This is a genomic window from Kosakonia sp. MUSA4, assembly GCF_013085925.1.
Lineage (GTDB): Bacteria > Pseudomonadota > Gammaproteobacteria > Enterobacterales > Enterobacteriaceae > Kosakonia > Kosakonia sacchari_B.
The window spans coordinates 3,535,056-3,558,147 of record NZ_CP025697.1; the positions used below are offsets into that span (position 1 = coordinate 3,535,056).

At 54.4% G+C, this 23,092-nt stretch carries 20 protein-coding genes; 12 read left to right on the forward strand and 8 right to left on the reverse strand.

The genetic code is table 11. From position 1 onward, the window contains the following. Nucleotides 1-14 precede the first annotated feature (14 nt). Nucleotides 15-869, forward strand: coding sequence for a deoxyribonuclease IV (gene nfo / locus C0557_RS16700; RefSeq protein ID WP_208659628.1), 855 nt, complete (start codon nucleotides 15-17; stop codon nucleotides 867-869). Nucleotides 870-946: 77 nt separating this feature from the next. Here the strand turns inward: nfo and fruA are convergent, their stop codons facing one another. From fruA to fruB, 3 genes are read right to left on the reverse strand one after another with little or no spacing between them, the layout of a single operon-like run. Next, on the reverse strand, nucleotides 947-2,641 hold the full coding sequence (gene fruA / locus C0557_RS16705) for a PTS fructose transporter subunit IIBC (RefSeq protein ID WP_208659630.1): 1,695 nt from the start codon (nucleotides 2,639-2,641) through the stop codon (nucleotides 947-949). Nucleotides 2,642-2,657: 16 nt separating this feature from the next. Further along, nucleotides 2,658-3,596 (reverse strand): 1-phosphofructokinase, encoded by a 939-nt coding sequence (gene fruK / locus C0557_RS16710; protein ID WP_043952956.1) that lies wholly within the window; start codon nucleotides 3,594-3,596, stop codon nucleotides 2,658-2,660. Next, entirely contained in the window at nucleotides 3,597-4,727 is a 1,131-nt protein-coding gene (gene fruB, locus C0557_RS16715; RefSeq protein WP_208659631.1) for a fused PTS fructose transporter subunit IIA/HPr protein, read from the reverse strand. 368 nt (nucleotides 4,728-5,095) lie between these two features. Between fruB and setB the strand changes: the two genes are divergently transcribed. Then, nucleotides 5,096-6,277 (forward strand): sugar efflux transporter SetB, encoded by a 1,182-nt coding sequence (gene setB / locus C0557_RS16720; protein WP_208659633.1) that lies wholly within the window; start codon nucleotides 5,096-5,098, stop codon nucleotides 6,275-6,277. Here the strand turns inward: setB and C0557_RS16725 are convergent. Continuing rightward, complete coding sequence (locus tag C0557_RS16725; protein ID WP_043952953.1) at nucleotides 6,274-6,528, reverse strand: YkgJ family cysteine cluster protein; 255 nt, start codon at nucleotides 6,526-6,528, stop codon at nucleotides 6,274-6,276. The two genes, setB and C0557_RS16725, sit on opposite strands and share 4 nt — an antisense overlap. Before the next feature lie 163 nt (nucleotides 6,529-6,691). Here C0557_RS16725 and yeiP point away from each other — a divergent pair, with 163 nt between their 5' ends. Beyond that, nucleotides 6,692-7,264 carry an elongation factor P-like protein YeiP gene (gene yeiP / locus C0557_RS16730; RefSeq protein WP_007371156.1) on the forward strand — a complete coding sequence of 191 codons (573 nt, stop codon included), beginning with the start codon at nucleotides 6,692-6,694 and terminating at the stop codon, nucleotides 7,262-7,264. A gap of 82 nt (nucleotides 7,265-7,346) precedes the next feature. Here yeiP and uxuA read toward each other — a convergent pair whose 3' ends face one another. Continuing rightward, on the reverse strand, nucleotides 7,347-8,537 hold the full coding sequence (gene uxuA, locus C0557_RS16735; RefSeq protein WP_208659636.1) for a mannonate dehydratase: 1,191 nt from the start codon (nucleotides 8,535-8,537) through the stop codon (nucleotides 7,347-7,349). A 204-nt stretch (nucleotides 8,538-8,741) separates the two neighbouring features. Here uxuA and C0557_RS16740 point away from each other — a divergent pair, with 204 nt between their 5' ends. The 9 genes from C0557_RS16740 (at nucleotide 8,742) to yejF (ending at nucleotide 20,383) form a co-directional block, all read left to right on the forward strand. Continuing rightward, a complete protein-coding gene (locus tag C0557_RS16740) occupies nucleotides 8,742-10,208 on the forward strand; it encodes a mannitol dehydrogenase family protein (protein ID WP_208659638.1) in 1,467 nt (488 codons plus the stop codon). A gap of 117 nt (nucleotides 10,209-10,325) precedes the next feature. After that, nucleotides 10,326-11,312, forward strand: coding sequence for a GTP-binding protein (locus C0557_RS16745; protein WP_208659640.1), 987 nt, complete (start codon nucleotides 10,326-10,328; stop codon nucleotides 11,310-11,312). 34 nt (nucleotides 11,313-11,346) lie between these two features. Next, nucleotides 11,347-12,048 (forward strand): phosphatase PAP2 family protein, encoded by a 702-nt coding sequence (locus C0557_RS16750; protein ID WP_208659642.1) that lies wholly within the window; start codon nucleotides 11,347-11,349, stop codon nucleotides 12,046-12,048. A 422-nt stretch (nucleotides 12,049-12,470) separates the two neighbouring features. Further along, nucleotides 12,471-13,034: a bifunctional murein DD-endopeptidase/murein LD-carboxypeptidase gene (gene mepS, locus C0557_RS16755; RefSeq protein WP_007371151.1), complete on the forward strand. Its 564-nt coding sequence runs from the start codon at nucleotides 12,471-12,473 to the stop codon at nucleotides 13,032-13,034. Between the two features lie 161 nt (nucleotides 13,035-13,195). Next, nucleotides 13,196-14,752: a cyclic di-GMP phosphodiesterase gene (locus C0557_RS16760; protein ID WP_208659644.1), complete on the forward strand. Its 1,557-nt coding sequence runs from the start codon at nucleotides 13,196-13,198 to the stop codon at nucleotides 14,750-14,752. A gap of 95 nt (nucleotides 14,753-14,847) precedes the next feature. Next, nucleotides 14,848-16,656, forward strand: a complete 1,809-nt coding sequence (locus C0557_RS16765; RefSeq protein ID WP_208659646.1) for an extracellular solute-binding protein — start codon at nucleotides 14,848-14,850, stop codon at nucleotides 16,654-16,656. A gap of 9 nt (nucleotides 16,657-16,665) precedes the next feature. Continuing rightward, a complete protein-coding gene (locus C0557_RS16770; protein WP_043952946.1) occupies nucleotides 16,666-17,766 on the forward strand; it encodes a microcin C ABC transporter permease YejB in 1,101 nt (366 codons plus the stop codon). Further along, entirely contained in the window at nucleotides 17,766-18,791 is a 1,026-nt protein-coding gene (locus tag C0557_RS16775) for a microcin C ABC transporter permease (RefSeq protein WP_208659657.1), read from the forward strand. Before C0557_RS16770 ends, C0557_RS16775 begins: the two co-directional genes overlap by 1 nt. A gap of 2 nt (nucleotides 18,792-18,793) precedes the next feature. Further along, the gene (yejF, locus tag C0557_RS16780) at nucleotides 18,794-20,383 is read left to right on the forward strand and encodes a microcin C ABC transporter ATP-binding protein YejF (protein WP_208659659.1); all 1,590 of its coding nucleotides are present in this window, start codon (nucleotides 18,794-18,796) and stop codon (nucleotides 20,381-20,383) included. Between the two features lie 3 nt (nucleotides 20,384-20,386). On the opposite strand, the gene C0557_RS16785 is transcribed toward yejF, so the two are convergent. From C0557_RS16785 to rsuA, 3 genes are all read right to left on the reverse strand, one after another. Then, a complete protein-coding gene (locus tag C0557_RS16785; RefSeq protein ID WP_007371145.1) occupies nucleotides 20,387-20,731 on the reverse strand; it encodes a YejG family protein in 345 nt (114 codons plus the stop codon). Nucleotides 20,732-21,069: 338 nt separating this feature from the next. Continuing rightward, nucleotides 21,070-22,263 carry a Bcr/CflA family multidrug efflux MFS transporter gene (locus C0557_RS16790; protein WP_074778412.1) on the reverse strand — a complete coding sequence of 398 codons (1,194 nt, stop codon included), beginning with the start codon at nucleotides 22,261-22,263 and terminating at the stop codon, nucleotides 21,070-21,072. A gap of 15 nt (nucleotides 22,264-22,278) precedes the next feature. After that, nucleotides 22,279-22,986 (reverse strand): 16S rRNA pseudouridine(516) synthase RsuA, encoded by a 708-nt coding sequence (gene rsuA, locus C0557_RS16795; RefSeq protein ID WP_074778414.1) that lies wholly within the window; start codon nucleotides 22,984-22,986, stop codon nucleotides 22,279-22,281. Nucleotides 22,987-23,092: the final 106 nt, after the last annotated feature.

A 23,092-nucleotide genomic window follows, 5' to 3' on the forward strand; every position in this document is an offset into this window, starting at 1 on the left:
TAACAGGAGTTTTTATGAAATACATTGGTGCGCATGTGAGCGCCTCGGGCGGCGTAGCGAATGCCGCCGTCCGCGCCGCTGAAATCGAGGCAACGGCTTTTGCGCTGTTTACCAAGAACCAGCGCCAGTGGCGGGCCGCGCCGCTGAGCACGGAGACCATCGACGAGTTCAAAGCCGCCTGCGAAAAATATCACTACACACCCGCGCAGATCCTGCCCCATGACAGTTACCTGATTAACCTCGGACACCCGGTGGCCGATGCGCTGGAAAAATCCCGCGAAGCCTTTATTGACGAGCTGACGCGCTGTCAGCAACTGGGACTGACGCTGCTGAACTTCCATCCTGGCAGCCATCTGATGCAGATCCCGGAGGAGAAGTGCCTGGCGCGTATCGCCGAATCCATCAATATCGCGCTGGCGCAAACCGAAGGAGTAACGGCGGTGATTGAGAACACCGCGGGCCAGGGCAGTAACCTTGGGTTTAAGTTTGAACATCTGGCGGCGATTATTGATGGTGTGGAAGATAAATCCCGCGTCGGCGTCTGCATCGATACCTGCCACGCTTTTGCCGCAGGTTACGATCTGCGTACCGAGCAGGCAACGGCAGAAACGTTTGCTGAATTTGAGCGTGTGGTTGGCTTCAAATACCTGCGCGGTATGCATCTGAACGATGCGAAAAGCGCGTTTGGCAGCCGCGTTGACCGCCACCACAGCCTTGGCGAAGGTAATATCGGCCACGATGCGTTTCGCTGGATTATGCGCGATGAGCGTTTCGATGGCATTCCGCTGATCCTCGAAACCGTCAACCCGGATATCTGGGCGGAAGAGATTGCCTGGCTGAAAGCGCAGCAGGAAGTCAGCGTCGCATAACCGGACGCCGGATAAGACGTCAGCCGCCATCCGGCGAAAAAAAAGGCCGCTAAGCGGCCTTTTCATTTATTGGAACGTTATGCAACTTTCGCAACCACTTCCGTTTCCGGACGTTTCAGGAAGGCATACACCAGACCTGTCAGCAGCGTACCGGCAACGATGGAGAGCAGGTAACCGAGAACCGGCGTAATCGCACCCGGGATCAGCAGCACAAACAGACCACCGTGCGGTGCCATCAGTTTTGCACCAATCGCCATTGAGATAGCGCCTGTCAGCGCGCCACCGGCGATACAGCACGGGATCACACGCATCGGGTCACGGGCCGCAAACGGGATAGCCCCTTCAGAGATAAAGCACAGGCCGAGAACCAGCGCCGCTTTACCGCCTTCACGTTGACCTTTATCGAACTTGTTACGCGCAACCAGCGTTGCCAGTCCCATTGCCAGCGGCGGAACCATACCGGCCGCCATAATGGCTGCCATCGGCGCGTAAGTCTGGGTACTCAGCAAGCCAACCCCAAACGCATAAGCCGCTTTGTTCACCGGGCCGCCCATGTCGGTACACATCATCCCGCCGAGGATTGCGCCCAGCAGAACAGCGTTTGCCGTGCCCATGGTTTGCAGCCAGGAAGTCAGACCGGCCAGGATTTTCGCAACCGGCGTACCGATCAGGTAAATCATCGCCAGACCGACAATCAGGCTGGAGACCAGCGGAATGATCAGAATCGGTTTCAGCGCTTCCATACTCGGCGGCAGCTTCAGACCTTTACTGATGGCTTTCGCCAGATAACCGGCAAGGAAACCGGCGATAATACCACCGATAAAACCGGAGCCAGTGCTCACCGCCAGCATCCCGCCGATCAGACCCGGCGTCAGGCCCGGACGGTCAGCGATAGAAAAGGCGATGAAACCCGCCAGCACCGGCACCATCAGCGCGAAGGCTGAACCACCACCGATTTTCATCAGCGCAGCCGCCAGCGTGCCTTCTTCTTTAAAGGCGGTAATACCGAAAGCAAAGGAGAGCGCAATCAGCAAGCCGCCCGCCACCACCATCGGCAGCATATAAGAGACGCCGGTCAGCAGGTGACGATAAGCGCCCGCACTCTCTTTTTTCCCTTCAGAACTTTCAGACTGCCCCTGACCCGACGGCTGGTAAGGCTTCGCTTCCGCGGCGGCTTTATCCAGCTCCTGAGCCGTTTTCTTCAGCGCCAGGCCCGTTGTGGTGCGGTACATCGGTTTACCGGCAAATTTTGCCAGGTCAACTTCAATATCGGCAGCAACCATCACCAGATCGGCTTGCGCCACCTCTTCCGGCGTGATGGCATTGCCTGCCCCCACGGAACCACGCGTTTCTACTTTCACCCACCAGCCGCGTTTTTTCGCTTCGGTTTCAATGGCTTCTGCTGCCATAAAGGTGTGCGCCACGCCGGTCGGGCATGCGGTAACCGCAACGATACGTTTCGGGCCATTGCTGGCAACTGGCGCAGCCGCTACCGCTGTCGGCGCAGTGTAAAGTGCGGCATGGTTTTTCGCTTCGCTGAGGAACAGCTCCGGGTGTGCCACTGCACGATTGATATCGCCCAGCCACACTTTTTTCCCGCTGAGCGCGCTGTCGTTTGGCAGTTGACTACCCAGCACAATCGCCAGTTCCGCTTCTCCAGGGTTTTCGATGAATTGCAGATTTGCTTTCTGCGCCGCCGCACCCAGTAAGGTCTTCGCCATATAGGCGCGAGCCTGTCCGAGTTCGGAGTCAATAATCAGCAGCGTTTTCATTATGCCTCTCCTGCTGTTAGTTAAAGGGTTTTAAGTCAACTCGCGCCATCATCGCGGCTAACTGGGTACGGTCGGTAATACCTACGTTACTCTGACTAACCGCCAGTGCAGCAACAGCGGTAGCCAGGCGTAATGTATGTTCACTGGACTCACGCATCAGCAAGCCATAAATCAGGCCGCCAACCATCGAATCCCCTGCGCCAACGGTGCTTACCACTTCCATTGACGGCGGTTTGGCAATCCATTCCCCTGAAGCGTTAACCCACAGAGCCCCTTCTGCGCCCAGCGAGATCACCACGTGGGCGATCCCCTGTTCGCGAAGCGCGTGAGCGGCTTCAATAACATCCTTCAATTCAGGTAATTTGCGGCCAGCCCAGATTTCCAGCTCGCGGCGGTTCGGTTTCACCAACCACGGCGCGGCTTTCAGGCCAGCCACCAGCGCATCACGGCTGCTATCGAAAATAATGCACGGACACTGGCTGCGCAGGCGCGTCATCCAGTCGGTAAAGGCTTCCGGGCTAACGCCGGATGGCAGGCTGCCGCTGACGCAGACCATATCGAACTGACCCAGCCAGGTCAGCGAATCATTAACAAAACGCTCCCAGTCGGCCGGAGTCACTTCAAAGCCGGAGAAATTGAAATCGGTCACTTCACCGTCTTTTTCCGTCAGCTTCACGTTAATGCGGGTACGACCGGCAACCACCTGGAAACGGTTGGCGATACCCAATTCGCTGAACAGTTGCTGAAAGCCGTCCTGGTTGTCTTTACCGAGGAACCCGCCAACGGTCACGTCAATGCCAAGATCTTTCAGGACTTTCGCAACGTTGATCCCTTTACCCGCAGCATGCAGGCCAGTAGTGCGAACCAGGTTCACTTCGCCGCGCTCAACTTCCGGGGTGAACCCCACCAGGTCATAGGCCGGGTTCAGGGTAATAGTGGCAACACGTCTGCTCATTTACGCGCCCTCCCCAAGACCGGCAGCGATGGCTTCGCCAATCGCTTTCAGCGCCTGTTCAGCATCAGCGCCCTGCGCCGTGAAACGCAGGCGGTGCCCTTTTTTCACGCCCAGCGCGACAACTTTCATCAGGCTGCGGCCGTTCGCCGGTTTACCGGTGCCGTCGAGGTTGGTCACGGTGATTTCGCTGGTGAATTGCTTGATGGTGTTGACCAGCATGGTGCCCGGACGGGCGTGCAGGCCGTGCTCGTTACGCACCACAAATTCATCGCTCAGTACATCGCCTGCCATCGCATCATCGCTGGTCAGCAGCGCCAGCAGCGTGGCTGCATCAGCATTCAGCAGGCTGTCAGCTTTGTTCTCTAACAGCAGATCGCTCAGACGCTTCAGCACGGCAACAGGCTGCTCATCGGCCATTGCAACGCTGACCAGCAGCGCAGCTTGCTCACCTTCGACGTCGAACGGGGTTGCCGCGCGACTTACCGCCACGGCGCTCAGCAGATTGCCTTCTGCGCTGTCGTTCAGCCAGATACCCTGACCGAGGTTCAGCGGTTTCTCGTTAATCGCACGCGTAACGTAAGCCGCGTTAACCGCACCGGCTTCTTTCAGACGCGCCGCATTCAACGCCTGGAGTGTCAGCAGATCGCTTGCTGCAACATCAAGGGTTAAGGTGTCGTTATCCAGCTTCAGCGCCTCGCTCTGTTTTTCTCCCATCAGCAGAGCACGCAGCTCTTCAGCCGTGGTGGCGGATTGCAGTTGCACAGCGACATCATCATCGCTCAGCACATGCGTCAGCTGACGCAGCAGGCCGAGGTGCTCATCGGAACTTGCAGCAATCCCGATAGCAACATAGGCAATCTGGCCCTCGCTCCACAGAATGCCCTGCGGGAACTGGAACACTTTGACGCCGGTTTTCAGCACCTGGTCGCGCGTGTCGGTCGTGCCGTGCGGAATGGCAATACCATTACCAAGATAGGTTGAGGTTTGCAGCTCGCGCGCCAGCATGCCATCGACGTAGCCATCAGCTACATTGCCTGCTGCTGCCAGCGCTGCTGCGATCTGGCGGATAGCCTCTTCTTTATTACCGGCCTGCTGGCCCGGATGAATGTCCTGAACGGATAACTGGAACATGTAACCCCTCTCTCGCTGATATTGAATCGTTTCAGCTAACTTGAGAAATAAGGCGCCATCACTGTGGTTCAGATATTACGCGATGACGCTGAAACGTTTCATGGAATCTTCACCTTTTTACCCCAGCAATCAAGAAATCTCTGAATTTGCGTTGCAGAATTTAGAGCTACTGCACATTTCATCATCGCGTTAAGCAAATTTGCTGAAGCAGATTTGAATTTCAGCAACCGAGTTTCAGCTTCATTCAGCTTTGATGAGAATGATTTGAAATGGCGTTTTGATTTTTCGTGGCAAATGTTGCTTAGCAGGCTGTGCTTTTTTGGCGCAGCGGCGTAAACTCCGCGTCTCACTATTGGATCTCATGAAAAATGCAAAACTCTCCCGCCGCCGCCAGACCCGGCTCGTTTGATTTTACCTCGACGGCGTTCCTGATTGTCGCGTTCCTGACCGGCATTGCAGGTGCTCTGCAAACCCCTACGTTAAGCCTGTTTTTAACCAACGAAGTGCATGTTCGCCCGGCGATGGTTGGCTTCTTTTTTACCGGCAGCGCGGTAATTGGCATTCTGGTCAGCCAGTTTCTTGCCGGACGTTCCGATCGCAAAGGCGATCGTAAATCGCTGATTGTGTTCTGCTGCCTGTTGGGTATGTTGGCCTGCGTGCTTTTTGCCTGGAACCGCAACTACTTTATTCTGCTGTTTGTCGGCGTGTTCCTCAGCAGTTTTGGTTCCACCTCTAACCCGCAGCTTTTTGCTCTGGCGCGTGAACATGCGGATCATACTGGCCGCGAGGCCGTGATGTTCAGCTCCATCCTGCGTGCGCAGGTCTCGCTGGCGTGGGTGATTGGCCCGCCGCTCGCTTACGCACTGGCAATGGGCTTTGGTTTTACGGTGATGTATCTCTGCGCTGGCGCTGCGTTTATTGTCTGTGGCGCCATGGTGTGGCTGTTTCTGCCCATGATGCGCAAAGAGCCCAAACTGAAGTCGGCTGTGCTGGAAGCACCGCGCACGCATCGCCGCGACACACTTCTGTTGTTTGTGATTTGCACGCTGATGTGGGGCACTAATAGCCTGTACATCATTAATATGCCGCTGTTTATTATCGATGAATTACAACTGTCGGAGAAACTGGCAGGAGTGATGATGGGCACCGCCGCCGGGCTGGAAATCCCGACCATGCTGATTGCAGGTTACTACGCGAAGCGTTTTGGTAAACGTTTTTTAATGCGCGTCAGCGCGGTTGCCGGGATCTTTTTCTATGCCGGAATGCTGACGGTGCATACGCCAGCCTTTCTGTTAGCTTTACAGGTGCTGAACGCTATTTATATCGGCATTCTCGCCGGGATTGGCATGCTCTATTTCCAGGATCTGATGCCTGGTCAGGCGGGTTCAGCCACCACCCTTTATACTAATACCACGCGTGTCGGCTGGATTATTGCCGGCTCTCTGGCGGGCGTGGTGGCTGAAATCTGGAACTATCACACGGTGTTCTGGATTGCGCTGGCGATGACGCTGATAACCCAGCTCTGTCTGACGCGTATTAAAGATATTTAAGGCGCCGTCTGGCGCTCTAAATCGAGCAGGTAAACCATCGCGTCAGCGCGATTCGAGCCGCACATATCACGACTCGGCTGCAACCCGGCGCACACTTTTGGACGCAGCGGCGAAGCGAAGATTTTGCAACGCTGTTGTTCATCAAGCTGGACGCAGGGCGTGTTGGCCGGTTTACCGTTGGGCATGCCGGGGATTGGGCTGGTGATGGACGGTGCGGTACAACACGCTCCACAGTCCGGGCGGCATTGCATAATGACTCTCTTTTTTGATGGCGCGCCGGGCTGGCGCGTACAGGGCGCAAACTACCATTTTTTGCAGCCCGAAGGCAAAACTCAGATTCCGCTTGCCTGGAATCCGCCTCGCGAGTAGTTTGTCGCGATATTTTTGTTATTTTAATCTCACAGGACCCTTGCAATGCCAAGAGCGAACGAAATTAAAAAAGGTATGGTGCTGAATTACAACGGCAAACTGCTGATTGTGAAAGATATTGATATCCAGGCACCGAGCGCCCGTGGCGCAGCAACGCTGTACAAGATGCGTTTTTCCGATGTCCGTACCGGGCTGAAAGTGGAAGAGCGTTTTAAAGGCGATGATATCCTCGATACCGTTACCCTGAACCGCCGCTTTGTTGACTTCTCTTATATTGATGGCAACGAATACGTGTTCATGGATAAAGAAGATTACACGCCGTATACCTTCACGAAAGATCAGATTGAAGAAGAGCTGCAGTTTATTCCGGAAGGCGGCATGCCGGATATGCAGGTTCTGCTGTGGGATGGCCAGTTGCTGGCGCTCGAACTGCCGCAGACTGTCGATCTTGAAATCGTGGAAACTGCGCCGGGCATTAAAGGTGCTTCTGCCAGCTCCCGTACCAAACCCGCAACCCTGAATACTGGCCTGGTTGTGCAGGTGCCGGAATATCTGACCACCGGTGAGAAGATCCGCATCCATATCGAAGAGCGCCGCTATATGGGCCGCGCTGACTGATCTCGTGTTGCCATGAAAAAAGCCACTTCATTGAAGTGGCTTTTTTTTGCCTGATGGCGGATTGCTTTACATCAGAACGACATTACAGCAAATCGCGGAACAGGGTTTTCTTCAGTGCCAGCTCAACGCCGCGCACTTCCGCCATCCCTTTCAGACGACCAATTGCCGAGTAACCCGGATTGGTTTTCTTGCGCAGATCGTCCAGCATCTGGTGACCATGATCCGGGCGGAACGGGATCGGGCGCAGATCGCCTGCTTTCTTGCGACGCTGCTCTTCAGTCAGAATCGCTGCCACAACGGAGACCATATCCACATCGCCCTGCAAATGCGCCGCTTCGTGGAAGGTTTTCGGGTTATCTTCGCGGCACGTTGCACGCAGGTGCGTAAAGTGGATGCGATCGCCGAAGGTTTCAATCATCCGCACCAGATCGTTATCAGCACGCACGCCGTATGAACCGGTACACATGGTGAAACCGTTATTGATGCTGTCGACAGCGTCTTTCAGCCACTGCATATCTTCAATAGTCGAAACGATACGCGGCAGGCCGAGGATTGGACGCGGCGGATCGTCCGGGTGAACCGCCAGACGTACGCCCACTTCCTGAGCAACCGGCACAATAGCGCGCAGGAAATAAGCCATGTTTTCACGCAGTTGCGCTTTATCGATACCATCATATTCCGCCAGACGCGCACGGAACTGATCCAGCGTATAACCCTCTTCAGCGCCCGGCAGACCGGCGATGATATTGCGTGTCAGCTTTTCTACTTCCGCTTCGCTCATCGCGTTGAAGTAAGCCTGCGCCTGGCGCTGCTCTTCTTCGCTGTAGTCCGCTTCCGCGCCTGGGCGTTTCAGGATATGCAGTTCGAAAGCGGCGAAAGCGATCTGGTCGAAACGCAGCGCTTTGGAACCGTCCGGCAATTGATATTCGAGATCGGTACGCGTCCAGTCGAGGATCGGCATAAAGTTGTAGCAGACAGTATCGATACCGCAGGTAGCCAGGTTACGGATACTCTGCTGGTAATTGGCGATCCAGGTTTCATACTGGCCGGAATGAGTTTTGATATCTTCATGTACCGGGATGCTTTCCACTACCGACCAGGTCAGCCCTTTTTCTGCCAGCAGCGCCTGACGCGCCTTAATCTCCTCAACCGGCCACACCTGACCATTCGGGATATGGTGCAGCGCAGTGACCACGCCGGTTGCACCTGCCTGCCGCACATCGTCAAGAGATACCGGATCGTTCGGTCCATACCAACGCCAGGTTTGTTCCATCGCCTTACCCTCTAAAAGTTGTTATACCAATACACATCATTGCATGACGACTACCATACATGCTTAGCCGAAGGGGTCAAATATTCCCACAGCAATGATTGATCCAGCTCACATTCCCCGGATATTTAAGGCATACCAATTCTTTTTGCTGTCATATAACTTTACACTGTCGTTGTTAATTATTGGTTAATCAGGTGTATACAGATGAAGACTATTGCTTCCGCATCGCTTCCCGCCACGGTACAGCAACCTCAGTATGATCGCTCACAGCTGCGCTCGCGAATTGTGCACTTCGGTTTTGGCGCGTTTCATCGCGCGCATCAGGCGCTATTGACCGACCGGGTGCTGAATACGCAGGGCGGCGACTGGGGAATTTGTGAAATCAGCTTATTCAGCGGCGATGTACTGATGTCGCAACTGCGCGAGCAGGATCATCTGTATACCGTGCTGGAGAAAGGGGCAACCGGCAACCAGCCGATTATTGTCGGCGCAGTCAATGAGTGCCTGAATGCAAAGCTCGATTCCCTGCCAGCCATCATTGAGAAATTTTGTGAACCGCAGGTGGTGATTGTTTCGCTGACGATTACCGAAAAAGGCTACTGTATCGACCCGGCCAGCGGCCAGTTGGATCTGCGTCAGCCACGTATTGAACATGATCTTCAGCACCCGCACGAGCCGCACTCGGCACCGGGCATTCTGGTTGAAGCGTTGTATCGCCGCCGCGAGCGCGGGCTGCCGCCGTTTACCGTACTCTCCTGCGATAACATTCCCGACAACGGTCACATTGTGAAAAATGCGGTGTTGGGCATGGCAAAAACCCGCTCACCGGAACTGGCGCACTGGATCGCGGAAAATGTCAGTTTTCCGGCCACCATGGTCGATCGCATTGTCCCGGCAGCAACAGACGAGTCGCTGGCGGAAATCAGCGATGTTCTGGGCGTTTTCGACCCCTGCGCTATCAGTTGCGAGCCGTTTATCCAGTGGGTAATCGAAGATAATTTCGTCGCCGGGCGTCCGCAGTGGGAAGTCGCAGGCGTACAACTGGTGCAGGATGTGCAGCCGTGGGAACAGATGAAACTTCGTATGCTCAACGGCAGCCACTCTTTCCTTGCTTATCTGGGATATCTGGCCGGTTTTGCGCATATTAATAACTGCATGCAGGATGAAGCATTCCGCGAAGCCGCGCGCCGTCTGATGCTCGATGAGCAAGCGCCAACCCTGCGCATCACCGGTGTCGATCTGACTGCTTATGCTAACAGCCTGCTTGAACGCTTCGCTAACCCGGCGCTGAAACACCGCACCTGGCAAATCGCCATGGATGGCAGCCAAAAACTGCCGCAGCGCATGCTCGACAGCGTTCGCGTCCATTTACAGCGGGAAAGCCGCTGGCCGCTGTTGGCACTGGGCATTGCTGGCTGGATGCGTTATGTCAGCGGCGTGGATGATGCCGGGCAGCCCATTGATATTCGCGATCCGCTGGCGGATAAAATTCATGCTATTGTCGAAACCAGTAATGAGGTTGAGCGCGTGGCTGCGCTGCTGGCGCTGAAGGAGATATTCGGTAACGATCTGCCGCTTAGTCCGTTGTTTGTCGATGCCGTTGGCGATGCATGGCAAAACATTGCCGCCCATGGTGCGCACGGCGCGTTAAAACGCGTGCTCAGCGCTTAACAATTACTGCGGTTTACGCGGATGGTTGGTGCTTTACACCGTCCGCGCCCTTCTCTTTTCTCATTTTTTTCGCCAGGATCACAAATTACCTACGTTTTATTGACGACTGGAGCTTTTGTGACCAAGACCAATCTCATTACCGGCTTTCTCGGAAGCGGCAAAACCACCTCTATTTTGCACCTGCTGGCGAATAAAGATCCGCAGGAGAAATGGGCAGTGCTGGTGAATGAATTTGGCGAAGTCGGTATCGACGGCGCACTGCTTGCCGATAGCGGCGCACTGCTTAAAGAGATCCCCGGTGGTTGCATGTGCTGCGTGAATGGTTTGCCGATGCAAGTGGGGTTGAACACCTTGCTGCGCCAGGGCAAACCCGACCGTCTGTTGATTGAACCGACCGGGCTCGGCCACCCGAAACAGATCCTCAATATGTTGACAGACCCGGTCTACGAACCGTGGATTGATCTGCGCGCCACCCTTTGTTTGCTTGATCCCCGCCAGTTGCTGGATGAGAAAGCGCTCACTAATGATAACTTCCGCGATCAACTGGCGGCGGCCGACATCATTGTCGCTAATAAACAAGATCGCGCGACCGTAGAGAGCCAGCAAGCGCTGGAAGCGTGGTGGTCCCGCTTCGGCGGCGATCGCCAGCGGGTCAACGTCACCCAGGGGGCGATTGATGGCGCGTTGCTCGATCGCCCGCGCCGTAATCTGCGGGAACTCCCTTCCAGTACCGCGCATAACCACACGCACGGCGAGCGGAAAGGCCTTGCGGCGCTGAGCCTGCCAGCGCATCAACGCTGGCGTCGCAGTCTGAACAGCGGTCAGGGCCATCAGGCGTGCGGCTGGATTTTTGATGAAGATACGGTGTTTGACACCATTGGCCTGCTTGAATGGGTGCGTCATGCCCCAGTTGAGCGTGTCAAAGGCGTTATGCGCATACCGGAAGGCCTGCTGCGGGTGAATCGTCAGGGAGAGGATTTTCATCTCGAAACGCAGAATGTTGCGCCACCGGATAGTCGAATTGAGCTAATTACCGCCTCAGAAGCCGACTGGAACACGCTTCAGTCCGCTTTGTTGAAGCTTCGTTTAAGTCAGGAGCACTAACGTTCCCTCTGTGTTTATTAAGAATCCTTAAGTAATGAAAACTCGTTTACCCCTGATTATTTTGCTGAACGCCGTCGGGCTGGCGTTATTTATGTGCTGGTATCTGCCTGTAAATCATGGTTTTTGGTTTCCGCTGGACTCGGCCATTTTCCACTTCTTCAACCGTGGGCTGGTAGAAAATCGCGCCCTGCTTTGGCTGGTGGCGCTAACCAATAACCGCGCGTTCGATGCCTGTTCGCTGGTCGCCATGGGCTGCCTGATGCTGTCGTTCTGGCTGCCAGCCGATCGCACCGGTCGCCGCCTTGTGGTGATCATTGGCCTGACCATGTTATTGATTGCTGTCGTGGTAAACCAACTGGCGCAGCATCTGATGCCGGTGCAACGCGCGAGCCCGTCACTTTACTTTACCGATATTCACCGGGTCAGCGAGTTGCTCGATTTCCCGACCAAAGATGCCTCGAAGGATAGTTTCCCCGGCGATCATGGGATGATGTTGCTTATTTTCGCTGCGGTGATGTGGCGTTATTTCGGCAAAAAAGCATTTGGCATTGCCCTGATTATTTTTGTGGTTTTCGCTTTCCCGCGCGTCATGATCGGCGCTCACTGGTTTACGGATATTGCTGTAGGTTCGTTATCCGCCGTGCTGATTGGTCTGCCGTGGTGCCTGTTAACGCCACTAAGCGATAAAATTATCGCGTTGTTTGATCATTATTTGCCTGGAAATAACAAACTTTAAACAATCATCCAACATCAATTAATGTCATCCATTAGGGATCGTTTTCGATCCCTAATTCAAATCTGCCGCCTTTTCCCACTATTGTCATTTTCCTGTCATGGTAAACTGCATATGAATTAGCACATTGCGTGCTTTTTACACTGCACGGGTTAATTTTTGAGCATTTCAGGAAATTCACTTTCTGTATCATAATTTCTTATAAAAAAATGCAGAAAAGCGCTCGCCATGCCCAGGATGTTCAGGTAACCTCGGTTCGTCTTGTCGCAAAGAGTGCTTTTATTCTCATTGTGCGTATTTTTGTGCGTTCTTCCACAAATCTATGCCGGAGTAATTGTCTCGATGCCTTCAGATAATTAATCTCGCTGCGTTGGCATTTTTATAACGATATTTATCGTTAAGGACTTCAAGGGAAAATAAGTAACATGGTCAAATCTCAGCCGATTTTGAGATATATCTTGCGGGCGATCCCTGCAATTGCAGTAGCGGTACTGCTCTCTGCTTGTTCTACAAATACCGCAAAGAACATGCATTCTGAGACGCTTGCTGTGGGTGAAGACAGTTCTTCACTGCAAACCTCTCAGGATGAATTTGAAAATATGGTTCGTAATCTGGACGTAAAAAGCCGCATTATGGATCAATACGCTGACTGGAAAGGCGTTCGCTACCGTCTCGGCGGCGACACCAAAAAAGGCATCGACTGTTCTGGTTTCGTGCAGCGCACCTTCCGTGAACAGTTTGGTTTAGAACTGCCGCGTTCCACATGGGAACAGCAGGAAACCGGTAAGTCCATCTCGCGCACCAGTTTGCGTACGGGCGATCTGGTTCTGTTCAGGGCGGGTTCTACGGGCCGACACGTTGGCATCTATATTGGCAACAACCAGTTTGTTCATGCTTCCACCAGCAACGGTGTGATGATTTCCAGCATGGATGAGCCTTACTGGAAGAAGCGCTACAACGAAGCGCGACGCATCCTGACACGCAGCTAAATTGCTTAATGCCGGTTTACCCTTGAACTGGCAGTTAAGTCTAAAAACACTGCTCCGGCGGTGTTTTTTTATGCCTGTTGTATGCCATCCCTTTCTTTTCAAGTTATAGTCCAGCAACAATTGCTCCCGCATCTCTGAACGCCTGGAATGGACCTGACACTATGTTCAGCCGCTATTTTTCCCTGAACCGCAAAATTATATTGATAAGCCTGATCGCAGGCGTGTTCGCTGCATTTATTGTCGGTGGGCTGCAATTGGGGCTGGAGCAGCATAAACGCGAAGATCGCTATACCGCATTAGTGAACACTATTCAGCGCTGGCTCTCTGGCTATCTCAGTGAAATACGCACAACAGCAGAATCGCTGCAACCGCTCACGCTGGATGAGTGTCATGTCGTCGTCGGCGAGCTCACCTCCAGGGCCGCATTCACGATTAACGTGCGTGCGTTTCTGCTGGTAAAAGATCAGCGAGCCTTTTGCTCATCGGCTACCGGCGAGATGAGTATGGCAATGAAAGATCTGGTACCGGATATCGACCTGACGAAAAACACGGATATGGTGTTGCTGCCCGGCACACCGATGATGCCGAACAAACCCGCCATCGCCGTCTGGTTTCGTAGCCCGCTACTGGAAAACCGCGGGGTGTTTGCCACGCTGAATATCAATCTGACGCCTTATATGCTTTATACCTCGCAGCGCCCCGATTTGACCGGCGTGGCGCTGGGCATCGGCAATCGCGCCGTTTCCACCTTTTCACCCGGTTTAGTTGATCTGAGTACGATAACCTCACCGCCGATACGAGCCACACACATTGAAGGTTCGCCAATCACGTTTTATCTCTATGCAGAAAAGTGGCGAGCAGAGGATATTCAATTCGCCGTGCTGCTTGGCGCCACTTTCGGCATGCTTTTTAGCCTGCTGACCGCCTATATTCTGCAAAACAATCTCACCCCTGGCCGCGAGATCCTGACCGGTATCAAGCGCGATCAATTCTATGTTGTTTACCAGCCGGTAGTAGACGCGAAAAATTTGCAGGTGACTGGCGTCGAAGTTCTGATGCGCTGGAAGCATCCAACCGCAGGTGAAATCCCGCCGGATGCATTTATTCATTTTGCTGAAGCCCAACAACTGATTGTGCCGCTGACGCAGCATCTGTTCCGCTTAATCGCCCACGATGCGCCGCGATTAAAGACATTGCTGCCCGAAGGCGCAAAACTGGGCATTAATATTGCCCCTGGTCACCTGCAAAATGAAAATTTTATGCAGGATATTCGCCAGCTATCGCGTTCGCTCCCAGCCCACCATTTCAGTATCGTACTGGAGATCACCGAGCGGGATATGTTGCGTTTTAACGAAGTGACTGAGCGATTTGAGCAGCTTAGTGAAGAGGGCTACGAAACGGCTATTGATGATTTCGGCACCGGACATAGCGCGCTGATTTATCTGGAACGCTTCACGATGGATTATCTGAAAATCGACCGTGGCTTCGTCAATGCTATTGGCACAGAAACCGTGACGTCGCCCGTGCTTGATGCCGTGCTGACGTTGGCAAAAAAGCTGAATATGCTGACGGTCGCCGAAGGCGTTGAAACGCCAGAGCAAGCCCGATGGCTGCGCGAACATGGCGTTCATTATATGCAGGGCTACTATTTTAGCCGTCCGATGACGCTGCAACAGTTTACCGAATGGCAGTCGCCGCCGTTTTCTGCCCTGCTATAGGCGCGAATTATTTCACAACCTGCCGGGCCTCCCTTATTATTCAATGATTAGAGGTTAAGGCGCCTGCTGCGGCGCCGTTCACAGGAACACAGCGAATGAAGTTTTTGCGTATTTCAGCTTTCGTGCTGGCATTTGCCGCCCTGGCTTGTCAGGCCCAGACCATTAAAGAGAGCGACTCATTTGCCGTGATCGGCGAACCTAAATACGCCATCAACTTTACCCATTTTGACTACGTCAATCCTGCCGCACCGAAAGGCGGTAATGCGACGCTGTCGGTGATTGGCACCTTCGATAACTTCAACCGCTTTGCCATGCGGGGAAACGCCGCAGTCCGCACTGAATCGCTATACGATGCCCTGTTTACCACCTCCGATGATGAACCCGGCAGTTACTACCCGCTGGTCGCAGAAATGGCCCGCTATGCGGACGACTTCTCCTGGATGGAGGTTTCGCTGAACCCCCGCGCGACATTTCACGACGGTTCGCCCATCCGCGCCAGCGATGTGGCTTTTACCTTTCAAAAATTTATGACCGAAGGCGTGCCGCAATTTCGCCTGGTCTACAAGGGAACGGCGGTGAAAGCGATTTCGCCGTTAACCGTACGCATTGTGCTGGCGAAACCCAGTAAAGAGAGCATGCTTAGCCTGCTAACGCTGCCAGTGATGCCGGAAAAATTCTGGAAAGATCACCGGCTGGATGAACCCCTCTCGCGCCCGCCGCTGGGCAGCGGTCCTTATCGCATCAGCGCCTGGCGCATGGGGCAGTACATTACTTATAGCCGGGTCAAGGATTACTGGGGCGCGAATCTGCCGGTTAACCGCGGGCGCTGGAATTTCGATGCGATCCGTTACGATTACTACCTTGACGATAATGTCGCGTTCGAAGCCTTTAAGGCGGGCGCATTCGATATGCGCAGCGAAAGTGATGCCAAAAACTGGGCCACGCGCTATACCGGCAGCAACTTCAGCCATGGTTATATTGTTAAAGATGAACAACCGAACGCATCAGCGCAGGATACGCGCTGGCTGGCGTTTAATATTCAGCGGCCGATCTTCAGCGATCGCCGCGTCCGCGAAGCCATCTCGCTGGCCTTTGATTTTGAATGGATGAACAAAGCACTGTTTTACGGTGCCTACAGCCGCGCTAACAGCTATTTCCAGAATACTGAATATGCCGCGCGCGGTTATCCCGATGCGGATGAATTAGTCCTGCTGGCGCCGCTGAAAGCACAAGTACCGCCAGAAGTTTTCACTTCCGTTTACACGCCGGCAAAATCAGACGGCAGCGGTTATGACCGGGCAAATCTGCTCAAAGCCGACAAACTGCTGACGGAAGCGGGCTGGGTGCTGAAAAACCAGCGGCGAGTGAATGCGCAAACCGGCCAGCCTTTCACCTTTGAGCTGCTGCTGCCTTCCGGCGGCGATACCTTGTGGGTGCTCCCGTTCCAGCACAGCCTCGCACGTCTTGGTATCGATATGGAGGTGCGCCAGGTCGATAACTCGCAGGCCACCAGCCGTCTGCGCAGCCGCGATTACGATATGATGCCGCGCCTGTGGCGGGCGCAATTGTGGCCGAGTGAGGATCTACAAATTGCCTGGAGCTCGCAATATATTGACTCGTCGTATAACGCGCCCGGCGTCAAAAACCCGGCGGTGGATAATCTGATCGCCCAGATCGCACACTGGCAGGGCAATAAGGAGAAATTGCTGCCGCTTGGTCGCGCGCTGGATCGCGTACTGACCTGGAATTACTACATGCTGCCAATGTGGTATATGTCGGCCGATCGCACCGCCTGGTGGGATAAATTCTCGATGCCGGGCCTTCGCCCCCTCTACTCACTGGGTTTTGATACCTGGTGGTATGACGTAAATAAAGCGGCAAAATTGCCCGCAGCCAGACGTTAAGGAGATCGGATGGGCGCCTATATCATTCGCCGCTTATTGCTGATAATTCCCACTCTCTGGGCCATTATCACCATTAACTTTTTCATCGTGCAGATTGCCCCCGGCGGCCCGGTCGATCAGGCTATTGCCGCGATTGAGTTTGGCGATCGTAACGCATTGCCCGGTAGCGGCGCAGGCGGCATGGGCGCAACCCATGCACGAACCGGCGTGGGCGATGTCCTCAGCAATGACAGCCACTATCGCGGCGGGCGCGGCCTCGATCCGCAAGTCATCGAAGAGATCAAAAAGCGCTATGGTTTTGATAAGCCGCTGTACCAGCGCTACTTCAAAATGCTGTGGGATTATATACGCTTCGACTTCGGTGACAGCCTGTTTCGCAGCGCCTCGGTGCTGCAATTAATCAAAGACAGCCTGCCGGTTTCTATCTCTGTCAGCCTGTGGGCAATGCTTATCGTCTATCTGGTGTCGATACCGCTCGGCATTCGCAAAGCGGTCTACAACGGCAGCCGTTTCGACATCTGGAGCAGCGCGGTCATCATCGTTGGCTATTCAATCCCCTCTTTCCTGTTCGCGATCCTGCTGATTATCTTTTTTTCCGGCGGCAGTTATTACGACATTTTCCCGCTTCGCGGACTGGTCTCGACAAATTTCGACACGCTGCCCTGGTATCAAAAAATTACCGACTACCTGTGGCATATCACTCTGCCGGTACTGGCCTCGGTGATTGGCGGATTAGCCGCGCTGACGATGCTGACCAAGAACTCCTTCCTGGATGAGATCCGCAAACAGTATGTGGTTACCGCTCGCGCCAAAGGCGTTAGCGAGCGCAATATCATGCGCAAGCATGTGTTTCGCAACGCCATGCTGCTGGTGATTGCCGGTTTTCCGGCCACCTTTATCAGCATGTTTTTTACCGGTTCGCTATTGATTGAAGTGATTTTTTCGCTTAACGGTCTTGGCCTGCTGGGCTATGAAGCCACGCTCTCACGGGATTACCCGGTCATGTTTGGCACACTCTATATTTTCTCTCTGATCGGCCTGCTGCTGAATATCCTCAGTGATATCACCTATACGCTGGTGGATCCGCGAATCGATTTCGAGGGACGCTGATGTTGCAACTTAGCTATGTCAACCAGATGCGCTGGGAACGCTTTCGCCATAACCGGCGCGGCTACTGGTCGCTGTGGATCTTTTTAACCATTTTTGTTCTCAGCCTGTTTGCCGATCTGGTAGCGAATGACCGGCCACTGCTGGTGCGTTATGAAGGGCACTGGTATGTCCCGCTGGTTAAAAATTACAGTGAAAGCGATTTTGGCGGCCCGCTGGCCACCGCAGCGGATTATCAGGATCCGTGGCTGAAAAAGCAGCTTGAAGAGCACGGCTGGGCGTTGTGGGCGCCGGTGCGATTCGGCGCGCGCAGTATTAACTATGACACCACCACGCCCTTTCCCTCACCGCCTTCAGCACAGAACTGGCTTGGCACCGATGCAAATGGCGGCGACGTTCTGGCACGGATCCTCTACGGTACGCGGATTTCGCTGCTGTTCGGCCTGATGTTGACCTTTTTTACCAGCGTGATTGGCATCATAGCCGGCGCATTACAGGGCTATTACGGCGGTAAAATCGACCTGTTTGGACAGCGTTTTATTGAAGTCTGGTCCGGTCTGCCAACGCTGTTTTTAATTATTTTGCTCTCCAGCGTGATCCAGCCAGGCTTCTGGTGGCTGTTGGGCATAACTGTGCTGTTCGGCTGGATGACGCTGGTCAGCGTGGTCCGCGCGGAATTCCTGCGCACGCGTAATTTTGACTATATCCGTGCCGCCCAGGCGCTGGGGGTTAGCGATCGGGCGATTATGCTGCGCCATATGTTGCCTAATGCGATGGTCGCCACCCTGACGCTGCTGCCGTTCGTACTTTGCGGCTCGGTGGGAACACTGACTTCGCTGGATTTCCTCGGCTTTGGTTTGCCGCTTGGCTCGCCGTCGCTGGGCGAGCTGCTGTTGCAGGGGAAAAATAACTTACAGGCGCCGTGGCTGGGGATCGCCGCGTTTGTCTCCACCGCCCTGCTGCTTTCGCTGCTGATTTTTATCGGCGAAGCGGTGCGCGACGCATTTGATCCGAATAAGGCGGTGTAACCATGGCCACTCCCCTGCTCTCCATCGATTCCCTCGCTATTGCTTTTCGTCAACAGCAGACGTTACGCACCGTCGTCAGCGATCTCTCCTTGCGTATCGAAGCCGGTGAAACGCTGGCGCTGGTGGGCGAATCCGGCTCCGGTAAAAGCGTCAGCGCACTGTCGATCCTGCGTCTGCTGCCCTCGCCGCCGGTGGTTTATCCCGCTGGCGATATTTTGTTCCATGGCGAATCGCTGCTGCATGCCAGTGAACGCACGCTACGCGGCGTGCGCGGCAATACCATCGCCATGATTTTCCAGGAACCGATGGTGTCGCTTAATCCGCTACACACGCTGGAAAAACAGCTTTATGAGGTGCTGTCGCTGCACCGGGGAATGCGTCGTGAAGCCGCGCGCGCAGAGATCCTCGATTGTCTGGATCGGGTCGGAATACGAAATGCACGCCAGCGTTTAGGGGATTTCCCGCATCAATTTTCCGGCGGCGAACGCCAGCGCGTGATGATCGCCATGGCGCTGTTGACGCGCCCGGAGTTGCTGATTGCTGACGAACCCACTACCGCGCTGGATGTTACCGTGCAGGCACAAATCCTGAAGCTGCTGCGCGAACTGCGCGACGAGTTGAATATGGGGCTGCTGTTTATCACCCATGATTTGGGCATCGTGCGCAAGCTGGCAGACAACGTTGCCGTGATGCAAAACGGTCGCTGCGTCGAGCAAAACAGCGCCCAGGCGTTGTTCAGCGCGCCAGCGCATCCCTACACCCAACGGTTGCTCAACAGCGAGCCATCAGGCGATCCTGTTCCGCTCCCTGACAATGCGCCGCCGTTACTGGAAGTACAAAATCTCGGCGTCAGTTTCCCGGTGCATAAAGGGATTTTTAAGCGTGTGATCGCGCATAATCAGGTGGTGCGGAATATTAGCTTTTCCCTGCGGGCGGGTGAAACATTGGGGCTGGTAGGCGAATCAGGATCCGGTAAAAGCACAACCGGGCTTGCGCTGCTGCGTCTGGTGGCTTCGCAGGGCACGATTTTTTTTGCTGGTAAACCGCTGCATCTCTGGAATCGTCAGCAGATGCTGCCGGTGCGTCATCGCATCCAGGTGGTGTTTCAGGATCCCAATTCCGCGCTCAATCCTCGCCTCAGCGCGCAGCAAATTATCGAAGAGGGTTTACGGGTGCATCACCCCACCTTAACGCGCGATGCCCGCGAGCAGCGGGTGATTGAGGTGATGCAGGAAGTGGGACTGGATCCGGAAACGCGGCGGCGTTTTCCCGGCGAGTTTTCCGGCGGCCAGCGCCAGCGCATTGCAATTGCCCGCGCGCTGATCCTGAAACCGGAACTGATCATTCTGGATGAACCCACCTCATCGCTGGATCGCACCGTGCAGGCGCAGATTCTTACGTTGCTCAAGTCCTTACAGCAAACGCACCGGCTGGCGTATATCTTCATCAGCCACGATTTGCAGGTGATCCGCGCGTTATGTCATCAGGTCATTGTGCTGAAGCAGGGCGAAGTCGTTGAGCAGGGTGAATGTCAGCGTATTTTTAGCGCGCCAGAACAGGCGTATACACGTCAGCTGTTGTCATTAAGCTGACGTTCAGAACGGGTTTTGGCGGGAAAAGGGTTCGGCGATGGCAACGCCAAAGTTTTTCAAGCGGCAGGTCGCGGCAAACTCATCCTGGCAGTTGACGAACAGGCACGGCTCCCCTTCGCACTCCAGAACGGAACAATCCACTTCAATATCACTCAACGCCTGGCTGAGCTTGTGCATCACCGGCCAGGCATTATCACCGTCCGGACTGAGCAGTTTTAAGGCAACAAGGCTGTCTTCCGCAGACTGACCGTTTTGCGGAATCGGTTCAACTTTTGCGCCTGCAAAACCATCCAGCCAGCGATAAGACTGGGGCAGACGATGGATGATGGAGAGCTGTAATGTATTCACTTTCTTTCCCCAGAAGCACTTTCACTTCACAAATATTTCACATTTATATTAACACAATATTGACAATTCATCTTGTCAACTACGCAGAAAAGGTCACATCCCGCGCAGCGTATGGGCTGGCTGCTCATTTATCTGGGTTTTATTGGGTAAGCAACGAACCGTGTTTCGCGCTATATGTACCCGTTTCTGAGATCTAACTCAACCTTTTTCACTACAATGGTGTGACTTTTTACACTATTTGATTTTACATAAAATAAACAATTTCGGGCGGATGTATGTCGTTTCTGGTTGACATGCATCAAAAAAGGGAACGCTTTCACGCTCCCTTTGGCGAGTATTCAGGCAGGTTTCTTTGAGCGGCTGGCGTAGAGGTAAAAGAGGATTGAGCTGGTCGCACAAAAGGTGATTGACCAAATCATTGGCCAGGCGGTGTTAAAGGTCGCCATCGATAACAACGCGCCGACAATCGCGCCGATGCCGAAACGGAACGTGCCCGCCAGCGACGAGGCCGTTCCTGCCATATGCGGGAATTCATCAAGAATAACAGCCATCGCATTCGATGCCACCAGCGATACGCAGCCGACAAATACCGCCACGCCGAGCACCAGCGCCCAGAAACCCACGCCCAGTAAGGCTGTCATCACCATCCAGATAGCCATCGCGAACTGGATCCACAACCCGCTGCGGAACATGTTCAGCGCGCCGACACGACGCACAAAACGGCCGTTGATAATCGTCATGATAAACAGGAACACAATATTCAGCGCAAAGTAGTAACCAAAGTTCTGCGGTAAAACGTGGTTGATTTGGATATAGACGAACGGCCCGGCGCTGAGAAAGGAGAACATTCCGGCAAAGCTGAAACCGCTCGCCAGCATATAGCTCAGCACGCGCTTGTGGCGAAACAGTGAAGCAAAGTTGCCGATGGTGGTGCGCAGGTGAAACTTATGCCGTTTTTCGACGGGCAGCGTTTCGCGGATAAACAGCATAATCATCACCGACGCCAGCAGCGCGGCAATCGCCAGGATCCAGAAAATAACATGCCAGCTAAACCAGACCAGCACCGCGCCACCAACCATCGGCGCCAGCAATGGCGCAATGGTGGTGACCAGCATGACAAACGACATCATGCGCGAGAACTCCTCGCGCGGGTAGATATCGCGCATCAGGGCGTTGATCACCACGCTCGATGCGGCTGCCGCCAGACCGTGGAAAAAGCGCATGGTGATCAGTTGATCGATGCTCTGCGCCAGCGCGCAAGCCACAGCCGCGGCGGCAAAGATCAGCGTACCGCCGAGGATAACCGGCTTACGCCCGATGCTGTCGGCCATCGGCCCGTACAGCAACTGCCCCACCGCAAACCCCAGAATATAGGTGCTGAGGGTCATCTGCGCGCTGCCCGCCGGGACACCAAACTGCTCGGCGATCACCGGCAGTGCCGGCAAATACATATCGATGGATAACGGCATCAGCATGGCCAACAGGCCAAGAATAAACACAATACTCAGTGAAGAGTGTGGCCTGCTGGTCACGAAGATCTCCTGAAATTAACGAAAAGGCATGCCAACGCTGGCGATTTCATCTTCTGTCAGCGGCCGATACTCGCCGGGAGCCAAATCCTCATCCAGCGCAATCGCGCCGATCCGCTCGCGGTGCAGCGCGACGACATGGTTACCGACAGCCGCAAACATGCGTTTCACCTGATGATAGCGACCTTCGCTGATGGTCAGGCGCACCTGTGTCGGGGTGATCACTTCCAGCGTTGCGGGTTTAGTGAGATCTTTCTCGTTATGCAACTGGATGCCATGAGCAAACTGCGCGGCGGTCTCTTCGCTGACCGGGGATTCGAGCGTCACCAGATAGGTTTTTTCGCAGTGATGGCGTGGCGAAGTAATGCGGTGCGACCACTGACCATCATCGGTCATCAGCACCAGCCCGGTTGTGTCGATATCCAGACGCCCCGCGGCATGCAGCTTGTGGGCAACCGGTTCATCAAGAAAATAGAGCACGGTGGGATGATCCGGATCGTCGGTAGAACAGACGTAACCTTCCGGTTTATGCAGCATAAAATAGCGCGGGCCGGTCTGCTGAACCAGGGTGTTGCCCTCGTATTCAACCTCGTGCTCGGGTTGCAGTTTAAAGGCTGTATCTCTGACGATGTCGCCATCGACGGTAACACGGCTGGCGCGGATTTCACGCCCGGCAATCGCCCGGCTGACGCTAAGCTGCTGAGCGATAAACTTATCAAGTCGCATGAATTTTTCTGGCCTGTATGGAGCTGGGTGCGGGCAAAACGCCCACAAGAAGAAATGAGTACCCTGACAGTATAACGAGCATCACAAACCGCTCAAAGGAAAGATT